The following is a 15,998-nucleotide window of genomic DNA, read 5'->3' on the forward strand; positions in this document are numbered from 1 at the left end:
TATCTTGACCATGTCAGGACTGCTTGAGGCGCGTCCCAGAGTCGGGTATTTTCATAGCGGCAAGTTTCCGCACCAGATTGTGGCCAAAAAGATCCACAGCATACTTGTTGCCGATATTAAGTCGGTTCCTATTGTTGTGTCGGAAAAATGCTCTGTTTATGACGCGGTGGTCACCATGTTCATTAAAGATGTCGGTACTCTCTTTGTGGTTAAAGAAGGCGGGCTGTTGGAAGGGGTTATTTCCCGCAAAGACTTGCTCAAAACAACTCTTGGCGGCCAGGATATTCAGAAACTGCCGGTTGGAGTGGTTATGACCCGGATGCCCAACGTGCTGTTCACCCACTCCGAAGAGTCAGTATGGTCGGCAGCCTGGAAGTTAATCACTCATGAAGTTGACGCTTTGCCGGTCGTGCGCAAGGTTGCTCAGCCGGACGGGAGCGACGGGTTTGAAGTAGTCGGACGTTTAAGCAAGACTAACATTACAAGGCTTTTTGTGGAATTGGGAGAAGGAAATTAAGGAGGAGTTCACTATTTCTGCCAAGAATGATCTAAAGCTTGTCATATATGCCATATCCGACTCAGTAGGTGATACCGCCGAACTGGTGGCGCGGGCCGCCGCCAGTCAATTCAATCAGGACGCAGTGGAAATCCGCCTGGTGCCCTATGTTAACGATCCCGGCGAGATACCGGAGATCGTCGAGGAGGCCGGTGCCTTCAACAGTTTGATTGCTTATACTTTGGTTCTTCCGGAGCTGCGTGATCTTCTCGTCAGGGAAGCGGCAAAACAAGGCATCCCCACATTGGATATCATGACCCCGATGATTGACGCCATATCCGCCATTGTTCATCATCCACCGAAGCTTGAACCGGGATTGATTCGTAAAACGGATGAAGAATACTACCGCAAGGTTGAAGCTATTGAATTCGCTGTTAAATGTGACGATGGAAAGGACGCGCGGGGTATCACCAGGGCCGACCTGGTGGTGATCGGGGTTTCCCGCACGTCAAAGTCACCTCTTTGCATGTACCTGGCCCAAAAGCAGATTATGGCCGCAAACTTGCCCCTGGTTCCTGAAGTATCACCGCCGGAAGAAATTTTCCGGTTGCCTTCCCACAGATTGTTCGGGTTGAGTATCCAGCCCCAGCAATTAAACGAAATACGGCGGGAGCGCTTGAAAACTCTCGGTATTACTTCCAATGCCGACTATATTAGTATGGAGCGTATTCATAGAGAGTTGGAATATGCTGAGAATATTATGAAAAAGACCGGCTGCACGGTTATAGACGTCACCAATAAAGCAGTGGAGGAAACTGCCAGCAAGGTGATGGAAATATACTTTCGCGGGGAAAGAGTAGAAGAGTACAAGTAACCAGAGAGCTATTGGCGTGATTTAATCGCCCTGGACATGATTAATACGGCGATTACTGAAAAGGCCGGTATAAACATTGAGAAGTAAGCCGGTGGAAGGAGATTTATTATCAGCCTTTCCCCGTAAATCATTTCACCGGCAACCCAGGCGATAATAATACCGCCGACATAGGTAATCCAGCTGAACCTGGACATCAGGCCAGCCAGTACCTGGCTGCCGGTCATTAGCAGCGGCATGCTGAACAGCAGGCCGAGAAGCAGCAGGAACAGGTTTCCGTGTGACGCTCCGGCCACGCCCAGGATATTATCCAAAGACATAATCATATCGGCCAGCACGATTGTCTTAATGGCTCTGAACAAGTTCCTTTGGGGTGAGACTACCGTGCAGTCGACGTCTTTTTCCACCAGGAGTTTCACGGCGATCCAGATTAACATCAGACCGCCGAACAACTGCAGCAAAGGGATCTGCACCAGACTGACGGCGGCTATACAGGTGAAAAATACCCTCAGTAAAATGGCGGCTGCCGCGCCCAGGATTACGGCCTTCTTCCTGCTGCGGATGTCCAGGTTCCTGGTAGCCATACCGATAACCACGGCATTATCCCCACTCAAAATAAGATCGATCACAATTATCTGCAGCAGTGAAATCATGAGTGTGAAGTCGCCGAATAGCTCCATGGTAATCTTACCCCCGGCCTAAAATGATCTATATACAACATAATCATATCGAATAAATTATATTCCAAAATTTTTACATTCTTGTTTAATTCCCAAATATCATGGGAATTTTATATTTATGGGAAATAATATTGATTCTAATTTGCGTGACAATTTTATTATGTATTGTTTGGAATCTTTTTTGCGTGATAGAATAATATCGCATTAAGGGATGATTACGCCAGTGAAGGAAAAATATAATGAAAGGGGAGAGGAATGGAACAATTTTTGTATCTTCGACGCATTAAATGATACAAGAAACATGGAGTAAGCCGTTTTAGTGGTCATCGCCGAAGGTGTGCGCTTCCAGGCCACTGGAAAAAAAGAAGCCCACAAGACAATTTATCGGGACAAGCAACAGATCGCCTGCCGGTCAGCCGGCATGCCGGAGTTCAAACTCCCGGCGGCAAGGAAGCAGTGCGCCGGAATCATGGAGAAGGAGATTTGTTATGTATGATAATAAGGCGGTAACTCAATGGGTTGAAGAAATGGCCAGGCTCACCAAGCCGGACAAAATTGTCTGGCTTGACGGGTCTGACGAAGAAAGAATCAGACTGACCGAAGAAGCTGTCAGCACTGGGGAGATAAAGTATCTGAATCAAGAAAAATATCCTGGTTGTTTATTTCACAGGACAGAAAAAAATGACGTTGCCAGAGTGGAACACCTTACTTTCATCTGTTCCAGAAAAAAAGAAGACGCCGGGCCGACAAACAATTGGATGGCGCCGGAAGAGGCATATGAAAAGGCGGCAAAGATATTCGACGGTTCCATGCGGGGAAGAACGATGTATGTTATTCCCTATATTATGGGCCCGCCCGGTTCGCCGTTCAGTAAGGTTGGGATCGAATTAACCGACAGTATTTATGTGGTCTTAAATATGAGAATTATGACCACGATGGGTCAAGCGGCAATAGAGCAGCTTGGTGATTCCGCCGGTTTCGTCAAAGGCCTTCACTCAAAAGCCGATCTGAATCCCGAAAGGCGTTACATTATGCACTTTCCTGAAGATAACACCATTTGGAGCGTGGGTTCCGGATACGGCGGCAACGTCCTGTTGGGAAAAAAGTGCTTTTCTCTGCGCATAGCCAGCAATATGGCGCGGCACGAAGGTTGGCTGGCCGAACATATGCTGATCCTGGGTGTGGAAAATCCCCAGGGTAAAGTGTCCTATGTCGCCGCAGCCTTTCCCAGCGCGTGCGGAAAAACCAACCTGGCGATGCTTGTCCCCCCGCCGGCTTTAAAAGGTTATAAAACCTGGACGGTAGGCGACGACATCGCGTGGATGCGGATTGGCGAAGACGGCCGTCTGTGGGCTATGAACCCAGAAACGGGTTTTTTCGGTGTTGTACCCGGGACAAGTTCAAAAACCAACCCGAACGCGCTGATCGCAGCATCGAAAAACACCATTTACACCAACGTGCTTGAAGGGCCGGATGGTACCATTTGGTGGGAAGGACTGGATCAGGACCCGCCGGCGCACGGTATTGACTGGAAAGGAGATCCCTGGACACCGGATAGTGGCACAAACGGCGCCCACCCGAACTCCCGTTTTACTGCTCCGGCCGGTCAGTGCCCTTCAATCTCACCAGAATGGCGAAATCCCAAAGGCGTACCCATTTCGGCATTGATCTTCGGCGGACGACGGGCGAAAGTTGCTCCCTTGGTTTACCAGTCCTATAACTGGCAGCACGGAGTGTTCGTGGGCGCCACCATCGCTTCGGAAACTACCGCGGCCGATACCGGAGAAGTCGGCATCGTGCGCCGGGACCCCATGGCCATGCTGCCTTTCTGCGGCTATCACATGGGCGACTACTGGCGCCACTGGCTGGAAATGGGTAAAAAGATCTCCAACCCGCCAAAGATTTTCCATGTTAACTGGTTCCGCACCAACGAGCAGGGTAAATTCCTCTGGCCTGGTTTTGGTGAAAACTTACGGGTTTTGAACTGGATCATCTCCCGCTGTGCAGGCGGAGGTGGAGCTGTCGAGACTCCCATAGGCTATATTCCGGCAGTGGATGCTCTTAACTTGGAGGGGTTGGACTTGCCTGCCGGGACAATTGAATCCCTGTTAAGTGTTAACCGAGAGGTTTGGGAAAAAGAGTTAAATGAACAGTTACCCTTTTTTAAGAAAATTGGAGATAAGCTGCCGAAGGAAATAATGGATGAACACAAAGCGGTTTTGGACAGATTAAATAAATGAGTCTAATATTACTTGGCATGTTCTTTTGCTTATTATTAAAGGAGAGGCAAGCTTGCTAAAAAGTATAATTCAGGAGGGAAAGCTGTGAGTAACAAATACGTTTATCTTTTTGAGGAAGGAAATGCGGAAATGAAAATGCTGCTTGGCGGCAAAGGCGCCAATATGGCCGAAATGACCAATATCGGGCTGCCCGTGCCGCCGGGTTTGATTGTTACAACCGAAGCATGCAGAGATTTTACCGCCCTGGGGCAGAAATTTCCCGCCGGTTTGGAAGATGAGGTAAAAGAAAAAATAAAACTGCTTGAAGACAAGTTGGGTAAAAGGTTTGGTGATGAAAACAACCCGCTTTTAGTGTCGGTTCGTTCCGGGGCTCCCGTCTCCATGCCGGGCATGATGGACACCGTGCTGAACCTGGGATTGAATGACCGCACGGTGGAAGTCCTCGCCAAAGCCACCAACAACGAACGGTTCGCCATGGATTGCTACCGCCGCTTTATCACCATGTTCGGCGACGTGGTGATGGGCGTGGAGCACCATAAGTTTGAAAGCATCCTTGAGGCGCAGAAGAAAAAATCTGATGTGCGTTTTGATCACGAGCTTACGGCGGCAGACTTGCGGGAAGTAATTGTTGATTATAAAAAACTGATTCAGCAGGAAGCCGGGCGCTCATTCCCGCAGGAGCCGGTCGAGCAGCTTTTTATGTCTGTTTTCGCGGTATTTAATTCTTGGAATAATGACCGGGCCATTGTTTACCGGAAGCTGAACAAGATCCCCGACGATTTCGGCACCGCCGTAAACATCCAGGCGATGGTTTTCGGCAATATGGGCGATGACTGCGGCACCGGCGTGGCTTTTACCCGCAATCCGTCCACCGGGGAGAAGAAGCTCTACGGTGAATACCTGATCAACGCGCAGGGTGAGGACGTGGTGGCCGGCATCCGCACTCCCCAGCCGATTGCCGCGCTGGAAAAAGATATGCCGGAAATATACCGGCAGTTTGCCGATACCTGCAAGCTGCTGGAAAAACATTACCGGAACTTGCAGGATATTGAGTTCACAGTTGAACGCGGCAAACTGTGGATTCTGCAGACCCGGAACGGCAAGCGCACTGCGCCGGCGGCAATAAAAGTCGCCGTGGATATGGTTGAAGAAGGGCTGATTACAAAGGAAGACGCGGTGTTGCGCGTGGAGGCCGGTCAACTCGACCAGTTGCTGCACCGCCGTATTGATCCGGGCGCCAAATTGGATGTGGTGACCAAGGGATTGCCGGCTTCTCCCGGCGCGGCATCAGGCGAGGTGGTTTTTGACGCGGAACTGGCCGAAGAACTGGCAAAGACGGGTAAAAAGCTGCTATTGGTGCGCACCGAGACAACTCCCGATGACATTCATGGAATCGTAGCTTCACAAGGGGTGCTGACTTCCAGGGGCGGCATGACCAGCCACGCCGCCGTGGTTGCCCGGGGGATGGGCAAGCCCTGCGTCTGCGGCTGCGAAGCAATGCGGATCGATTATGGCAATAAGCTGTTCACTATTGGTGATTTAAAAATAAAAGAGGGCGATATCGTATCGATCGACGGTTCTAACGGCAATGTTATGCTGGGTGAAGTGCCGATGATTGACCCGGAGCTTTCTCAGGAATTCCAAAAGATATTGGAATGGGCGGACGAAATTCGCACGCTTGGTGTAAGGGCGAACGCGGACACACCGGAAGACGCCGCCAAATCGCGCGAATTCGGGGCGGCCGGGATCGGTTTGTGCCGTACCGAGCACATGTTCATGGCGCAAGACCGCCTGCCGATCGTCCAGGAAATGATTCTCGCCTCCAACCTGGAAGAGCGGCAGGTTGCGCTGGCCAAGCTGCTGCCGATGCAGCAGGGCGATTTTTACGGGATCTTGAAAGCGATGGACGGTTTTCCGGTAACCATCCGCTTCCTTGACCCCCCGCTGCACGAGTTCCTGCCTAACGCTGAGGAACTGGTGGTGGAAATAACCACCCTGCGGCTGACTAACGGCGATAAACGTGAAATTGACAAGAAAGAAGAACTGCTGCGCAAAGTGCGGGCGCTCTCCGAGCAAAACCCGATGCTGGGGCACCGGGGCTGCCGTCTAGGCATCACCTTCCCGGAAGTTTACGCGATGCAGGCCAGGGCAGTGCTGCAGGCTGCCGCGCAATTGATCAAGGAAGGGTACAATCCTGTTCCGGAAATTGAAATACCCCTCGTTATCGATGTGAAAGAACTGGCTTACCTGCGGGAACTTGTTATTAATGTCGGTGAGGAAGTTATGAAAGAGACAGGAGTGAAAATTCATTACACAATCGGCACTATGATTGAGGTGCCCAGGGCGGCGCTGCTGGCCGACGAAGTGGCCGCACAGGCGGAGTTCTTCTCATTTGGCACTAATGACCTGACCCAGACCACTTTAGGGTTTTCCAGAGACGACGCGGAAGGGAAATTTATCCCCGCCTATCTGGAGAAGAAAATCTTTACCGACAGCCCGTTTGTTGTGCTTGACCGCTTTGGTGTGGGCAAACTGATGAAGATGGCGGTCGAATTAGGGCGTACCACTAAACCTGATTTGCTGATCGGTATCTGCGGCGAGCATGGTGGCGAGCCTAGTTCAATCGAGTTCTGTCATCTCGCCGGGCTGAATTTCGTGAGCTGCTCACCGTTCCGGGTGCCCATAGCCAGGCTGGCGGCGGCCCAGGCCAAGGTTAACAATATGCCCGGCGCGAAGAGGGATTTCGGCACGCTCTAATATGCCCGAAGGCCGTCGAAGACGTTAATTAAGGTCGAGCGGGTTTGCTTGTATTTGAAATGCGAAGGGAGACTTTAAATGGTCTCCCTTCGCATCAACGTGCTATTTCTTGTTCTCTTTACCATTCTCTTTGGGTTTTGGGCCGACAACAATAACTCTGTCTTCGGACGCGTAGTAGTCGCTTGAGATCTGCGTTCTGGACTTAACCTGGTTATCAACAATTGATTCGCGGTACACCCATGCTTGATATCCTGCTTTGCCGGGATTTTTTATTCTGATTTCACCTTCCGAAAGCGTATTATCCTCGTATGTGATAATATTTGGACTGATTGCATCATAGTCTGAGGTGATCCTGACCGAGTGCCCGTCTTTATTTTCGGCGCCAAAAATACGGATCGTCAATTTCCCGTATTCAACCATGCTGGAGATATAAACCGGTGTGTCCCGCTCATTGATAAATTTTAAGTCCAGGTAATCTCCGGCTATGGTGGCGTCGCGGCCAACCGGAACATAAGCTACCGGACTAGGGTGCGAATAACGCTCTATAACTGTCAAATCTGCAAGCAGCGCCGCGTTGTACAGAGTGGTGGCAACCTGGCACACCCCTCCCCCATAGTCCAGAGAAAGCTGGTTGTCAATAAATGCTGGGGCTTTTAAATACCCTGTTTCCGCCAGGCGGGGACCTAGGCGCCGGTTTAATGAGAACACGTCTCCCGGTTTTAGCAAGGTGCCGTTTACCGCAGTGCTGGCCAGGGCGATATTATGAGTCCTGTTCCAGGCGCTGTCATCGAAGTTGGTCACGTATTCGGCCAGTAACGTGTTGATTTCTTCCAGCGTGGCGGAAGTTATCCCCGGTTCCAGGACGCGGCCCGCCGCCTCAGCGGATAAACTTCCCCCGGCCAGCGCCAGACGGGCCTGTTCCATAGTTTTATCGAAATCAAGGTGGTACCCTTTTTTTTCGGTAATAATTACAATTTGATCATTCAACAGCTTGATTTCCGCGTCCTTAGGCGGCGTATCCCATGCCTTTTGGATACACCTAATCCTGTCAGCCAGTTTTTCACCGGAAAAAGTAATTCTAACCCGCATGTCAACCGGCGCAACCCTGAGACGCAGATTGGACATCAACTGGTTAAGCAGATTGCCCTTTTTGCCGTACGCAAACGCTTCCCCCGCGGTAGCCAAGTAATCATAACTACCGTCGATATCGGATAGAATAATTGAACAGCTTTTTCCTTCGTTACTGATTACAAACGTGCTGTCCAAGGGACGCGGCAATGCGCTTTCCAGTTTTGCCGCGGCTTCCGCGGGATTTAAACCGCCAACTTGCACGCCTTTGACAGCAACGCCCTGTTGGATTGATTCCGAGTACCTGTTATCCAGGATTGCAGCAGCTCCGACAACGCTCGCGCCGGATTGAAACATAATAATCAGTGACAGGAGAAAAGCTTTTTTAAAAAGCGGCATTTTTTTCTCCAGCGGTTAATCGCGGATATTCAAGGTGAGCTGAATATAGCGATCGGCAGCCTTGGCGCGTTCAATCATTTCACTGGTGATTGTATCGCCTTCCTCGGCCACAACCTCACCGTTGTCGGCAACGATTTTCATGGTTGCTTTTTTGCCGATGAGATATTTCCGCTGTTGTTCTTCAAAGTGTTCCAAAGCGTCTACCGGCTGTTTGTCACTTTTCTCAAAATTTGGCGATTCCTGCGTTGCAGCGGGAATGGCGTCACTTTCCTGTATATCCGCAACCAGCATGTTTTCTATATTTTCTTCAACCACTAGAAAATCGCGGCCAAAAGTAAGGATGGATTTTCTGGGGATTATCCCGGCTGGTTTTTCACCGCGCACAAGAGTTAACTGGCACCCCATGATTCCTGCGTTATTCTCATCGATAATAAAATCATCGATGGTGCCCACCAACCGGCCTTTTTTGCTAAGAACCTGAGTCCCGGGCAGACGAAGGTTTTTTTCAAGCAGAGCTATAACTTCGGGTGAATCCGCCACCGCTGACAGAGCAGAACGGCTGCCAATAGTCAGCCCAAACTCGCCAATGCCTTGCACCGCTTCAAAGGGCATTGTTTTCAAACCCAGATACCATGCCGCGTCTTCGACTAACAGATAGCTTACTTTTCCGAGTTCCGGGTTTAAAACCAGGTGCTTAACTATACCTATTTGTTTGCCTTCTTCGATACTTAAAACCGGTAGCCCTAATACTTGCCGACTGTTTTTCAAACTATCCCGCCTCCATAGTTAAATTTGCTAATTTTACAGACGTTTCAATGTTTGCCTTCATTTTTATTAAATTGGGTACCTTCGAATAAGGAGCGTTGGACATTTTCGCCATCCTGAGAAGTCCGACTAGCGTATCTAAATATATGATCTGCTTCTTTAGCTTTTGCTTTAAAGAAAAATCTGGAATTAAGCCTTCCTGCCCTAAAACTGATTCGATAATCATTTTAGCTTGAAAATACTGGCCCAATTCCTGGTAAACCGCGGCTATCTCCATAGCCAGAGCGATTGACAATTGCCGCCCTTGATATAAGCGGAAGGCTTTGAAAAAATAGTCCGCTGCGGCATCCATGTCGCCTCTGGCTTTAGCTTGAAAACCTGCTGATATATAATCATTAACCATGCCGTCGTTTATTGGCACGGCCGAGTCTTCTAATCCCATATCCGCGTTGTTCTCCTGATCCGGGTTTTCCTCCGGGGAGGCGGCAAGCTGCCCGGTATAATCCGGTTCATCTTCAGGAGTAACATCCGGTCCGGCAGACTGGGTGTCCGGTTCGGACATAGTATCCGGTGCGGCGGGCGGGAGATCGAATTCAGGCAAAATATCCGGTGCTGCGCGCGGGAGGTCAATATCGCGCGTAATATCCACAGGAAGGTCCGGCTGCGCCGTTAAGGCAACCGGTGGGTGCGACGCATCTTCAGCAACCGGCTGGGCAAATTCAACAGGAGGATATAATTCCGGCGAATCACCGCCGGATTCGAGTTGATTGTTCCCGGCAACGTCTCCGGGTTCAGATGCAACATCCGGGGCGGCAAGCGGGAGGTCAGATTCTGAGGCCGCACCTTTAACCGGGACGGTATTGGCTTTCAGGAAGAATCTGTTCTCAAAATAACTTAATACAGTTGCGGAAAATACGGTTAATCCTAAATAAATTCCCAATACCTTGCCTGTAGTAAGATTTGATAAGGCAGCGGGGAAAATTGCCCCCAGAGTTAAGGAAATTGCCACTGTACCATAAATGGTTCGGGTGCTAAGCAGGGGTATGCTTTTTCTTAATAAAAGAAATATTACTAATAAGACCAGGCTCGTGAGTAGTAGTATAATAAGGTATTCTTGCATGTTTTCACCTCAGACCTTCTGAAATAATTATCAAATTAATTAGACAATAAATCAAGTGCTAATTTTGTTTTTAACAGTAACTTTTTTTAAAAAATATATAGATAAAATTTCCTTTGTTATTAGGGAGGAGTTTACGGGTATCGACGGCGAATTATCATTTTTATTTTATTGAACTTATTTGCGGGGTGGTTACTTTACGGCAGATGAGATTGTTTGTGGCGGTTAATTTTACTGATGAAGCAAGAAAAAAATTAGGTTTTTTGATCAGGGAACTTCGGCATCTTCCCTCTGATCTAAAGTGGGTTGATGAGGCAAACCTGCATCTTACTATTCAGTTTCTCGGAAACGTCCCTGAAGATCAAGTTTCTGCCCTTGTTAACGTTATGCAACATTCCGTAAACGGAATTTATCCTTTTAGACTTGATCTGGGCGGGGTGGGAGTTTTTCCGTCGGCAGAACGGCCACGGGTGTTTTGGATGGGTATATCAGGAAATACCGCGATTTTGTTCCGTTTGCAGCGTCAGGTTCAAGAAGGGCTCAGTAAGATTGGATTTATGCCGGAGAAACGCCGGTTTTCTCCTCACCTTACCTTAGCCAGGGTCCGTTCCGTCGCCGGTTTCCCGGATGTGCTGAAAAGGGCGGAAATGCTTGCGGGAAAAAACGAAATAATATGTTCGGAAAAAATTTGTTCAATAGAATTGATGTTAAGTGAGCTAAGTCCAAAAGGACCTAATTATTACGTTTTGTCCAGGATTCAACTGCCAGGGTGAAAGGCAGTGGAGTCCCCCAACTAGCCCCTAGTTTTAGCGGAAGCTAAACGAGTCATTGTCTTGAAGTATTTTGAATTCTGACTCCTGAATACTTGGGTAGAGGTGGTGTCAAATGTTGGATATCCGTTTGCGTGCCGAAGAAATTGAACGCCGGGTATTAGCGCCCCACGCTTGTTTTAGCGGTGCAACCAAGGGAAGGCTTAAACCGGAGGCGGAATGTATCGTTCGCACCGCTTTTCAACGTGACCGGGACCGCATTATCCACTCAAAAAGTTTCCGTCGCCTTAAACATAAAACACAAGTTTTTACAATACCGGAAGGAGACCATTACCGGACAAGGCTTACTCATACTCTTGAAGTTGCCCAGATTGCCCGCACAATTGCCCGGGCGCTAAGATTAAACGAGGATCTGACCGAGGCAATCGCCCTGGGACATGATTTGGGGCATACTCCTTTTGGGCATGCCGGGGAGGAAGCTTTGAACGAGGTGTTTGAACCTGGCTTTAAGCACAACGAACAGAGTCTGAGGGTCGTCGATGTGCTGGAAGGAGGAGGAGGACTAAATCTCACTTTTGAGGTGCGGGACGGTATTCTGAACCACACCGGTCCGGTCAGACCGGCAACTTTGGAAGGTCAGATTGTGAAAATCGCGGACCGCGTTGCCTACATTAATCATGACATTGATGACGCTTTACGCGGCGGGGTCTTGACCAGAGAGCAGCTTCCCGTCGAATGCCTTACTGTTTTAGGCTATGAACACCGGGAGAGGATTAATAATATGGTGCTGGACTTAATTTATACAAACTGGGACAATGCGGAGGGAATTGTTATGAGTCCCGCTTTTCAGGTGGCGACTGACCGGTTGAGAGAGTTTCTCTTTGAATATGTATATATTGGCTCAGAGGCCAAGCGGGAGGAAGCAAAAGCGCGTCACGTCGTTAAGCGCTTATTCAGGCACTTCCAAGAAAATGAAGGGTTTTTACCAGGTGAATACCTCAAACGAACGGAATCCAACGACACCAGGCGGGCAATTTGTGATTATATTGCAGGTATGACGGACAGATATGCGATCAAAGTATATCAGAAATACTTTTTGCCTGTGCCATGGGTGGAATGATTAAAGTGATAACTGTAGCAAAATATGGTAATAATATTTGGAGTTGAACTACAACATATTGAAAAAATATCACAATACAGGCAGGGAAATCTTAAGTTATCACGAATATTTTTTACAATAACAATTTTTCATGGGTCAATAAAAGCTAGTGGGAAAAGCAGTAAATTTGTTGCTTAACAACATATTACAATATGGTTTTAGAAGGTGAGCAGGGTGGGCTTAATTCCTGATGATGTAATAGAGGCAGTCCGCCTGCGATCAGATATCGTTGAGGTGGTATCCCGTCATGTACAATTAAAGAAAAAAGGGAAATATTTTACTGGTTATTGCCCTTTTCATAAGGAGCGTTCACCATCGTTTACCGTCACTCCTGATAAACAAATTTTTCACTGTTTCGGCTGCAATACGGGAGGTAATGTTTTTAAGTTTTTGATGTTAATAGAAAACGTAACCTTTGTCGAAGCGGTCAAGATGCTGGCACAGCGGGCGGGAATAAGCCTTCCGGCAAACGAAAGCCCTGCTGAACAGGAAAGGCGGCAAAAATTAGCTCAACTAAGACAAATCAACAGCTTGGCGAACGACTATTTTCGTAATGTTTTTAAAAATCACGGTGCGGCGGGCAGGGCCAGGTCGTATTTGGCCGAACGTGGACTTTCTCAAGATACGCTGGAAAATTTTCAAGTGGGATTCACTCTTCCGGAATGGGATTCCCTGCTAAAGTTCATGGAGAAGCAAGGCTACCGCCCGCAAACAGTGGCGGAAGCCGGGCTGGCGGTAAAAAACGAAAGCGGGAGATATTATGATCGCTTTCGAGAACGCATTATATTTCCAATCTGGGACGTGACCGGCAGGGTTATCGGGTTTGGCGGTCGCGTAGTTAATAATACTGCCACTCCTAAATATCTGAATTCTCCCGAGACTGTTTTATTCAGTAAAGGACACCTCCTTTACGGTCTGCACCTGGCGAGAAGATCGATCAAGGAAAAAGGCTACGTTGTTATTATGGAAGGATATATGGATGTGGTAACCGCTCACCGTTATGGAATAACGAACGCGGTAGCTTCGCTGGGTACCAGTCTTACCAGGGAACAAGGCAGGCTGTTAATTAACTATAGCCGGAATGTAGTAATCGCTTATGATGCTGATGCGGCCGGCGTGGCTGCCACTTTGAGAGGTTTGGAGCTGTTGCAGGAAATCGGTTGTCAGGTGCGTGTAGTGAATATCCCGGAGGGGCAAGATCCCGACGATTTTTTGCGACGGCACGGGCGTCAGGGGTGGGAAGATTTAATTGAGCAAGCGTTTTCTTTAATTGAATATAAGCTGCGGCAGGCAGTCGGCAATAAACCGGTAAGGACTGTTTCCGAAAAACTGGAAGTAATGAGGCTAGTGTTTCCTGGTGTTGCAGGAATTAAAAGTGAGATTGAAAGAGAAGAGAGTTTAAAAACTATATCACGTTTTCTAAGTTCAAGTCCTGAAGCAGTTACAGCTGAATTTAAGAGATTTCAAGCAAATTCGGGAAAAAAATGGACAAATCCGGATAATATTGTTAAAACTAAGCATAATATAATAATAAACAAGGAAAATAAACTTAACTCCAGGGAAAAAGCGGAGAATGGTCTATTGCGGCTGGTTTTGGAAGACCCGTCTCTGGTGGAAATTATTTTAAAAGAACTGGGAGAGGAACCTTTTAGAAACACAAGTCATAAAAATATATTTAAACAGTTTTTAATAATATCAAGAGAGCCCTTTTACCAGCCGGCTAAAATCTTTAATTATCTTAAGGATGATGAACAGCCCTTGTTGAGTCAGTTTCTGCTTCATGATATCCCCGGCGAAAACCGGGTTCAGATAATGAAGGATTATTTGGAGTCAATTCATCGTTGCAACAGGCAAGAGCGCAGGGAAAAGTTAATAAAGGAGATTGGTGACGCGGAAAAGTCGGGCGACCATGATTTGTACGGTTATCTATGGCGTGAGTATATAATTCTAAGAGGAATTGCTGAGGCTGAGCGGATAGGTGACCATGATCGTCTTGCAAATTTGTTGCATGAATATCAGCAATTTTTAAAGACGGATACTTGGAAGCACCCTAAAGAGGGGAGTGAGAGCGCTGAGAGACGAAGTTAAGAGTGAGGGTGTTAAGGAGCTAATTGAGAGAGGCAAAAAACGTGGTGTGTTAACTTACAACGAGATTATGGACAGCCTCCAGGGAACTGATCTTACTCCTGAACAAATTGACGATATATATGAAAAATTAGCCAATATGGGCATAGAAGTTGTCCCTGAAGCAACGGAATTGGAAAAGCTTGATGGAACGGTAATTGAAGCCCAGCCCGAAGAAGAAATGGAAATAGATCTTTCCGTTCCGGAAGGCGTCGGTATAGATGATCCCGTTCGCATGTATCTGAAAGAAATTGGCCGGGTTCCGTTACTGACTTCAGAAGAAGAAGTTGATCTGGCCAAGCGCATGGAAAATGGAGACGAGGATGCGAAGCGGCGGTTGGCCGAAGCCAACTTAAGGCTGGTTGTCAGTATTGCTAAACGCTACGTGGGTAGGGGTATGTTGTTTCTGGACTTAATCCAGGAGGGCAATCTGGGTTTAATTAAAGCGGTGGAAAAGTTCGATTTCCGAAAGGGATTTAAATTCAGCACTTATGCTACCTGGTGGATTCGCCAGGCTATAACCAGGGCGATAGCTGATCAAGCCAGAACCATCAGAATACCTGTTCATATGGTGGAAACGATTAATAAATTAATAAGGGTGTCGAGACAGTTATTGCAAGAATTAGGGCGTGATCCAAGTCCGGAGGAAATCGCCAAGGAAATGAATATTTCCGAAGACAAGGTCCGGGAAATCATTAAGATTGCCCAGGAACCGGTATCCCTGGAAACGCCTATTGGGGAGGAAGAGGATTCCCACCTGGGCGATTTTATTGAAGATCACGAAGCGCGAGCTCCCGCTGAGGAAGCATCCTTTACCCTTTTGCGTGAACAACTGGACGAGGTGCTGAAAACCTTGACCGACCGCGAGCAAAGGGTGTTGCGCCTGCGGTTTGGACTTGACGACGGCCGTGCGCGTACGCTGGAGGAAGTAGGCCAGAAGTTTGGTGTAACGCGGGAACGTATCCGGCAAATCGAGGCCAAGACCTTGCGTAAACTGCGCCACCCCAGCCGCAGTAAGAAATTGAAAGATTATCTTGATTGATAAAAACCATGGAAGCCTTCACGGTGATGTTTCCCGGGGAGCGGATAATAAGTTGGGTGAACAGTTTACCCGTCTACAGCAGGCGGGCTTGATTTTTATTTATTAATTTTATCATTGGCGATATGTTGACGGGTGGCACAAAATATCGTATAATGTTAACTACCGATGTTCCTCGATAGCTCAACGGTAGAGCAACCGGCTGTTAACCGGTAGGTTGTAGGTTCGAATCCTACTCGGGGAGCCAATTTTTGGGCCCATAGCTCAACGGTAGAGCATCCGGCTCATAACCGGCTGGTTCCAGGTTCGAATCCTGGTGGGCCCACCAATTTGGTCTACGAAAATAGGGGCGATTAGCTCAGCTGGGAGAGCGCCTGCCTTACAAGCAGGATGTCGGCGGTTCAAGCCCGTCATCGCCCACCAAGTTTCAGGCGGGTTACGGGGTTTTGGGAAATTACCAAAACCCCGTTTGCAATAATAATGGTTTTACCCGATGCTGATGGTCCAAATTCC

General features: G+C 48.2%; 13 protein-coding genes and 3 tRNA genes. 12 read left to right on the forward strand and 4 right to left on the reverse strand.

The features are described 5' to 3' along the window. Both A4E54_RS05365 and A4E54_RS05370 read left to right on the forward strand, forming a co-directional pair. Positions 1 to 517 (forward strand): CBS domain-containing protein (locus tag A4E54_RS05365; protein ID WP_286724861.1); only part of this gene is annotated, 517 nt, incomplete at its 5' end. Beyond that, positions 513 to 1,370: a pyruvate, water dikinase regulatory protein gene (locus tag A4E54_RS05370; protein WP_376741776.1), complete on the forward strand. Its 858-nt coding sequence runs from the start codon at positions 513 to 515 to the stop codon at positions 1,368 to 1,370. The genes A4E54_RS05365 and A4E54_RS05370, both read left to right, overlap by 5 nt. Before the next feature lie 8 nt (positions 1,371 to 1,378). On the opposite strand, the gene A4E54_RS05375 is transcribed toward A4E54_RS05370, so the two are convergent. Further along, a complete protein-coding gene (locus tag A4E54_RS05375) occupies positions 1,379 to 2,047 on the reverse strand; it encodes a TerC family protein (protein ID WP_240082301.1) in 669 nt (222 codons plus the stop codon). Positions 2,048 to 2,366: 319 nt separating this feature from the next. Here A4E54_RS05375 and A4E54_RS05380 point away from each other — a divergent pair, with 319 nt between their 5' ends. The 3 genes from A4E54_RS05380 to ppdK all read left to right on the forward strand — a co-directional run bounded on the left by A4E54_RS05380 (position 2,367) and on the right by ppdK (position 7,044). Continuing rightward, positions 2,367 to 2,543, forward strand: a complete 177-nt coding sequence (locus tag A4E54_RS05380; protein WP_240082302.1) for a hypothetical protein — start codon at positions 2,367 to 2,369, stop codon at positions 2,541 to 2,543. Then, positions 2,536 to 4,287, forward strand: a complete 1,752-nt coding sequence (locus tag A4E54_RS05385; protein WP_240082303.1) for a phosphoenolpyruvate carboxykinase (GTP) — start codon at positions 2,536 to 2,538, stop codon at positions 4,285 to 4,287. The genes A4E54_RS05380 and A4E54_RS05385 overlap by 8 nt, the downstream gene beginning before the upstream one ends. Before the next feature lie 84 nt (positions 4,288 to 4,371). Next, on the forward strand, positions 4,372 to 7,044 hold the full coding sequence (ppdK, locus tag A4E54_RS05390; RefSeq protein WP_286724866.1) for a pyruvate, phosphate dikinase: 2,673 nt from the start codon (positions 4,372 to 4,374) through the stop codon (positions 7,042 to 7,044). Between the two features lie 102 nt (positions 7,045 to 7,146). Here ppdK and A4E54_RS05395 read toward each other — a convergent pair whose 3' ends face one another. The 3 genes from A4E54_RS05395 to A4E54_RS05405 are packed head-to-tail and all read right to left on the reverse strand — an operon-like array spanning position 7,147 to position 10,216. Beyond that, the gene (locus tag A4E54_RS05395; protein ID WP_240082304.1) at positions 7,147 to 8,511 is read right to left on the reverse strand and encodes a VanW family protein; all 1,365 of its coding nucleotides are present in this window, start codon (positions 8,509 to 8,511) and stop codon (positions 7,147 to 7,149) included. A 15-nt stretch (positions 8,512 to 8,526) separates the two neighbouring features. Further along, positions 8,527 to 9,279, reverse strand: coding sequence for a PRC-barrel domain-containing protein (locus A4E54_RS05400; protein ID WP_286724868.1), 753 nt, complete (start codon positions 9,277 to 9,279; stop codon positions 8,527 to 8,529). 1 nt (position 9,280) lies between these two features. Next, positions 9,281 to 10,216: a hypothetical protein gene (locus A4E54_RS05405; RefSeq protein WP_286724870.1), complete on the reverse strand. Its 936-nt coding sequence runs from the start codon at positions 10,214 to 10,216 to the stop codon at positions 9,281 to 9,283. A gap of 383 nt (positions 10,217 to 10,599) precedes the next feature. Between A4E54_RS05405 and thpR the strand changes: the two genes are divergently transcribed. The 7 genes from thpR (at position 10,600) to A4E54_RS05440 (ending at position 15,908) form a co-directional block, all read left to right on the forward strand. Beyond that, positions 10,600 to 11,166 carry an RNA 2',3'-cyclic phosphodiesterase gene (gene thpR / locus A4E54_RS05410; protein ID WP_240082307.1) on the forward strand — a complete coding sequence of 189 codons (567 nt, stop codon included), beginning with the start codon at positions 10,600 to 10,602 and terminating at the stop codon, positions 11,164 to 11,166. 115 nt (positions 11,167 to 11,281) lie between these two features. Further along, a complete protein-coding gene (locus A4E54_RS05415) occupies positions 11,282 to 12,283 on the forward strand; it encodes a deoxyguanosinetriphosphate triphosphohydrolase (RefSeq protein WP_376741777.1) in 1,002 nt (333 codons plus the stop codon). A gap of 213 nt (positions 12,284 to 12,496) precedes the next feature. Next, positions 12,497 to 14,410, forward strand: coding sequence for a DNA primase (gene dnaG, locus A4E54_RS05420; RefSeq protein WP_240082309.1), 1,914 nt, complete (start codon positions 12,497 to 12,499; stop codon positions 14,408 to 14,410). Then, positions 14,394 to 15,488, forward strand: a complete 1,095-nt coding sequence (gene rpoD, locus A4E54_RS05425; RefSeq protein ID WP_240082374.1) for an RNA polymerase sigma factor RpoD — start codon at positions 14,394 to 14,396, stop codon at positions 15,486 to 15,488. The genes dnaG and rpoD overlap by 17 nt, the downstream gene beginning before the upstream one ends. Before the next feature lie 169 nt (positions 15,489 to 15,657). After that, positions 15,658 to 15,732 (forward strand) — tRNA-Asn (locus A4E54_RS05430). A gap of 6 nt (positions 15,733 to 15,738) precedes the next feature. After that, positions 15,739 to 15,813, forward strand: a tRNA-Ile gene (locus tag A4E54_RS05435). A gap of 19 nt (positions 15,814 to 15,832) precedes the next feature. Then, positions 15,833 to 15,908, forward strand: a tRNA-Val gene (locus A4E54_RS05440). Positions 15,909 to 15,998: the final 90 nt, after the last annotated feature.

The sequence above is a fragment of the Pelotomaculum sp. PtaB.Bin117 genome, from assembly GCF_002067195.1.
Classification (GTDB): Bacteria; Bacillota; Desulfotomaculia; order Desulfotomaculales; family Pelotomaculaceae; genus Pelotomaculum_D; species Pelotomaculum_D terephthalicicum.

Coding starts and splice junctions, on each gene's coding strand:
- A4E54_RS05375 (WP_240082301.1), bottom strand. CDS start 2,047: ATGGAGCTATTCGGCGACTTCACACTCATGATTTCACTGCTGCAGATA.
- A4E54_RS05385 (WP_240082303.1), top strand. CDS start 2,536: ATGTATGATAATAAGGCGGTAACTCAATGGGTTGAAGAAATGGCCAGG.
- A4E54_RS05395 (WP_240082304.1), bottom strand. CDS start 8,511: ATGCCGCTTTTTAAAAAAGCTTTTCTCCTGTCACTGATTATTATGTTT.
- thpR (WP_240082307.1), top strand. CDS start 10,600: ATGAGATTGTTTGTGGCGGTTAATTTTACTGATGAAGCAAGAAAAAAA.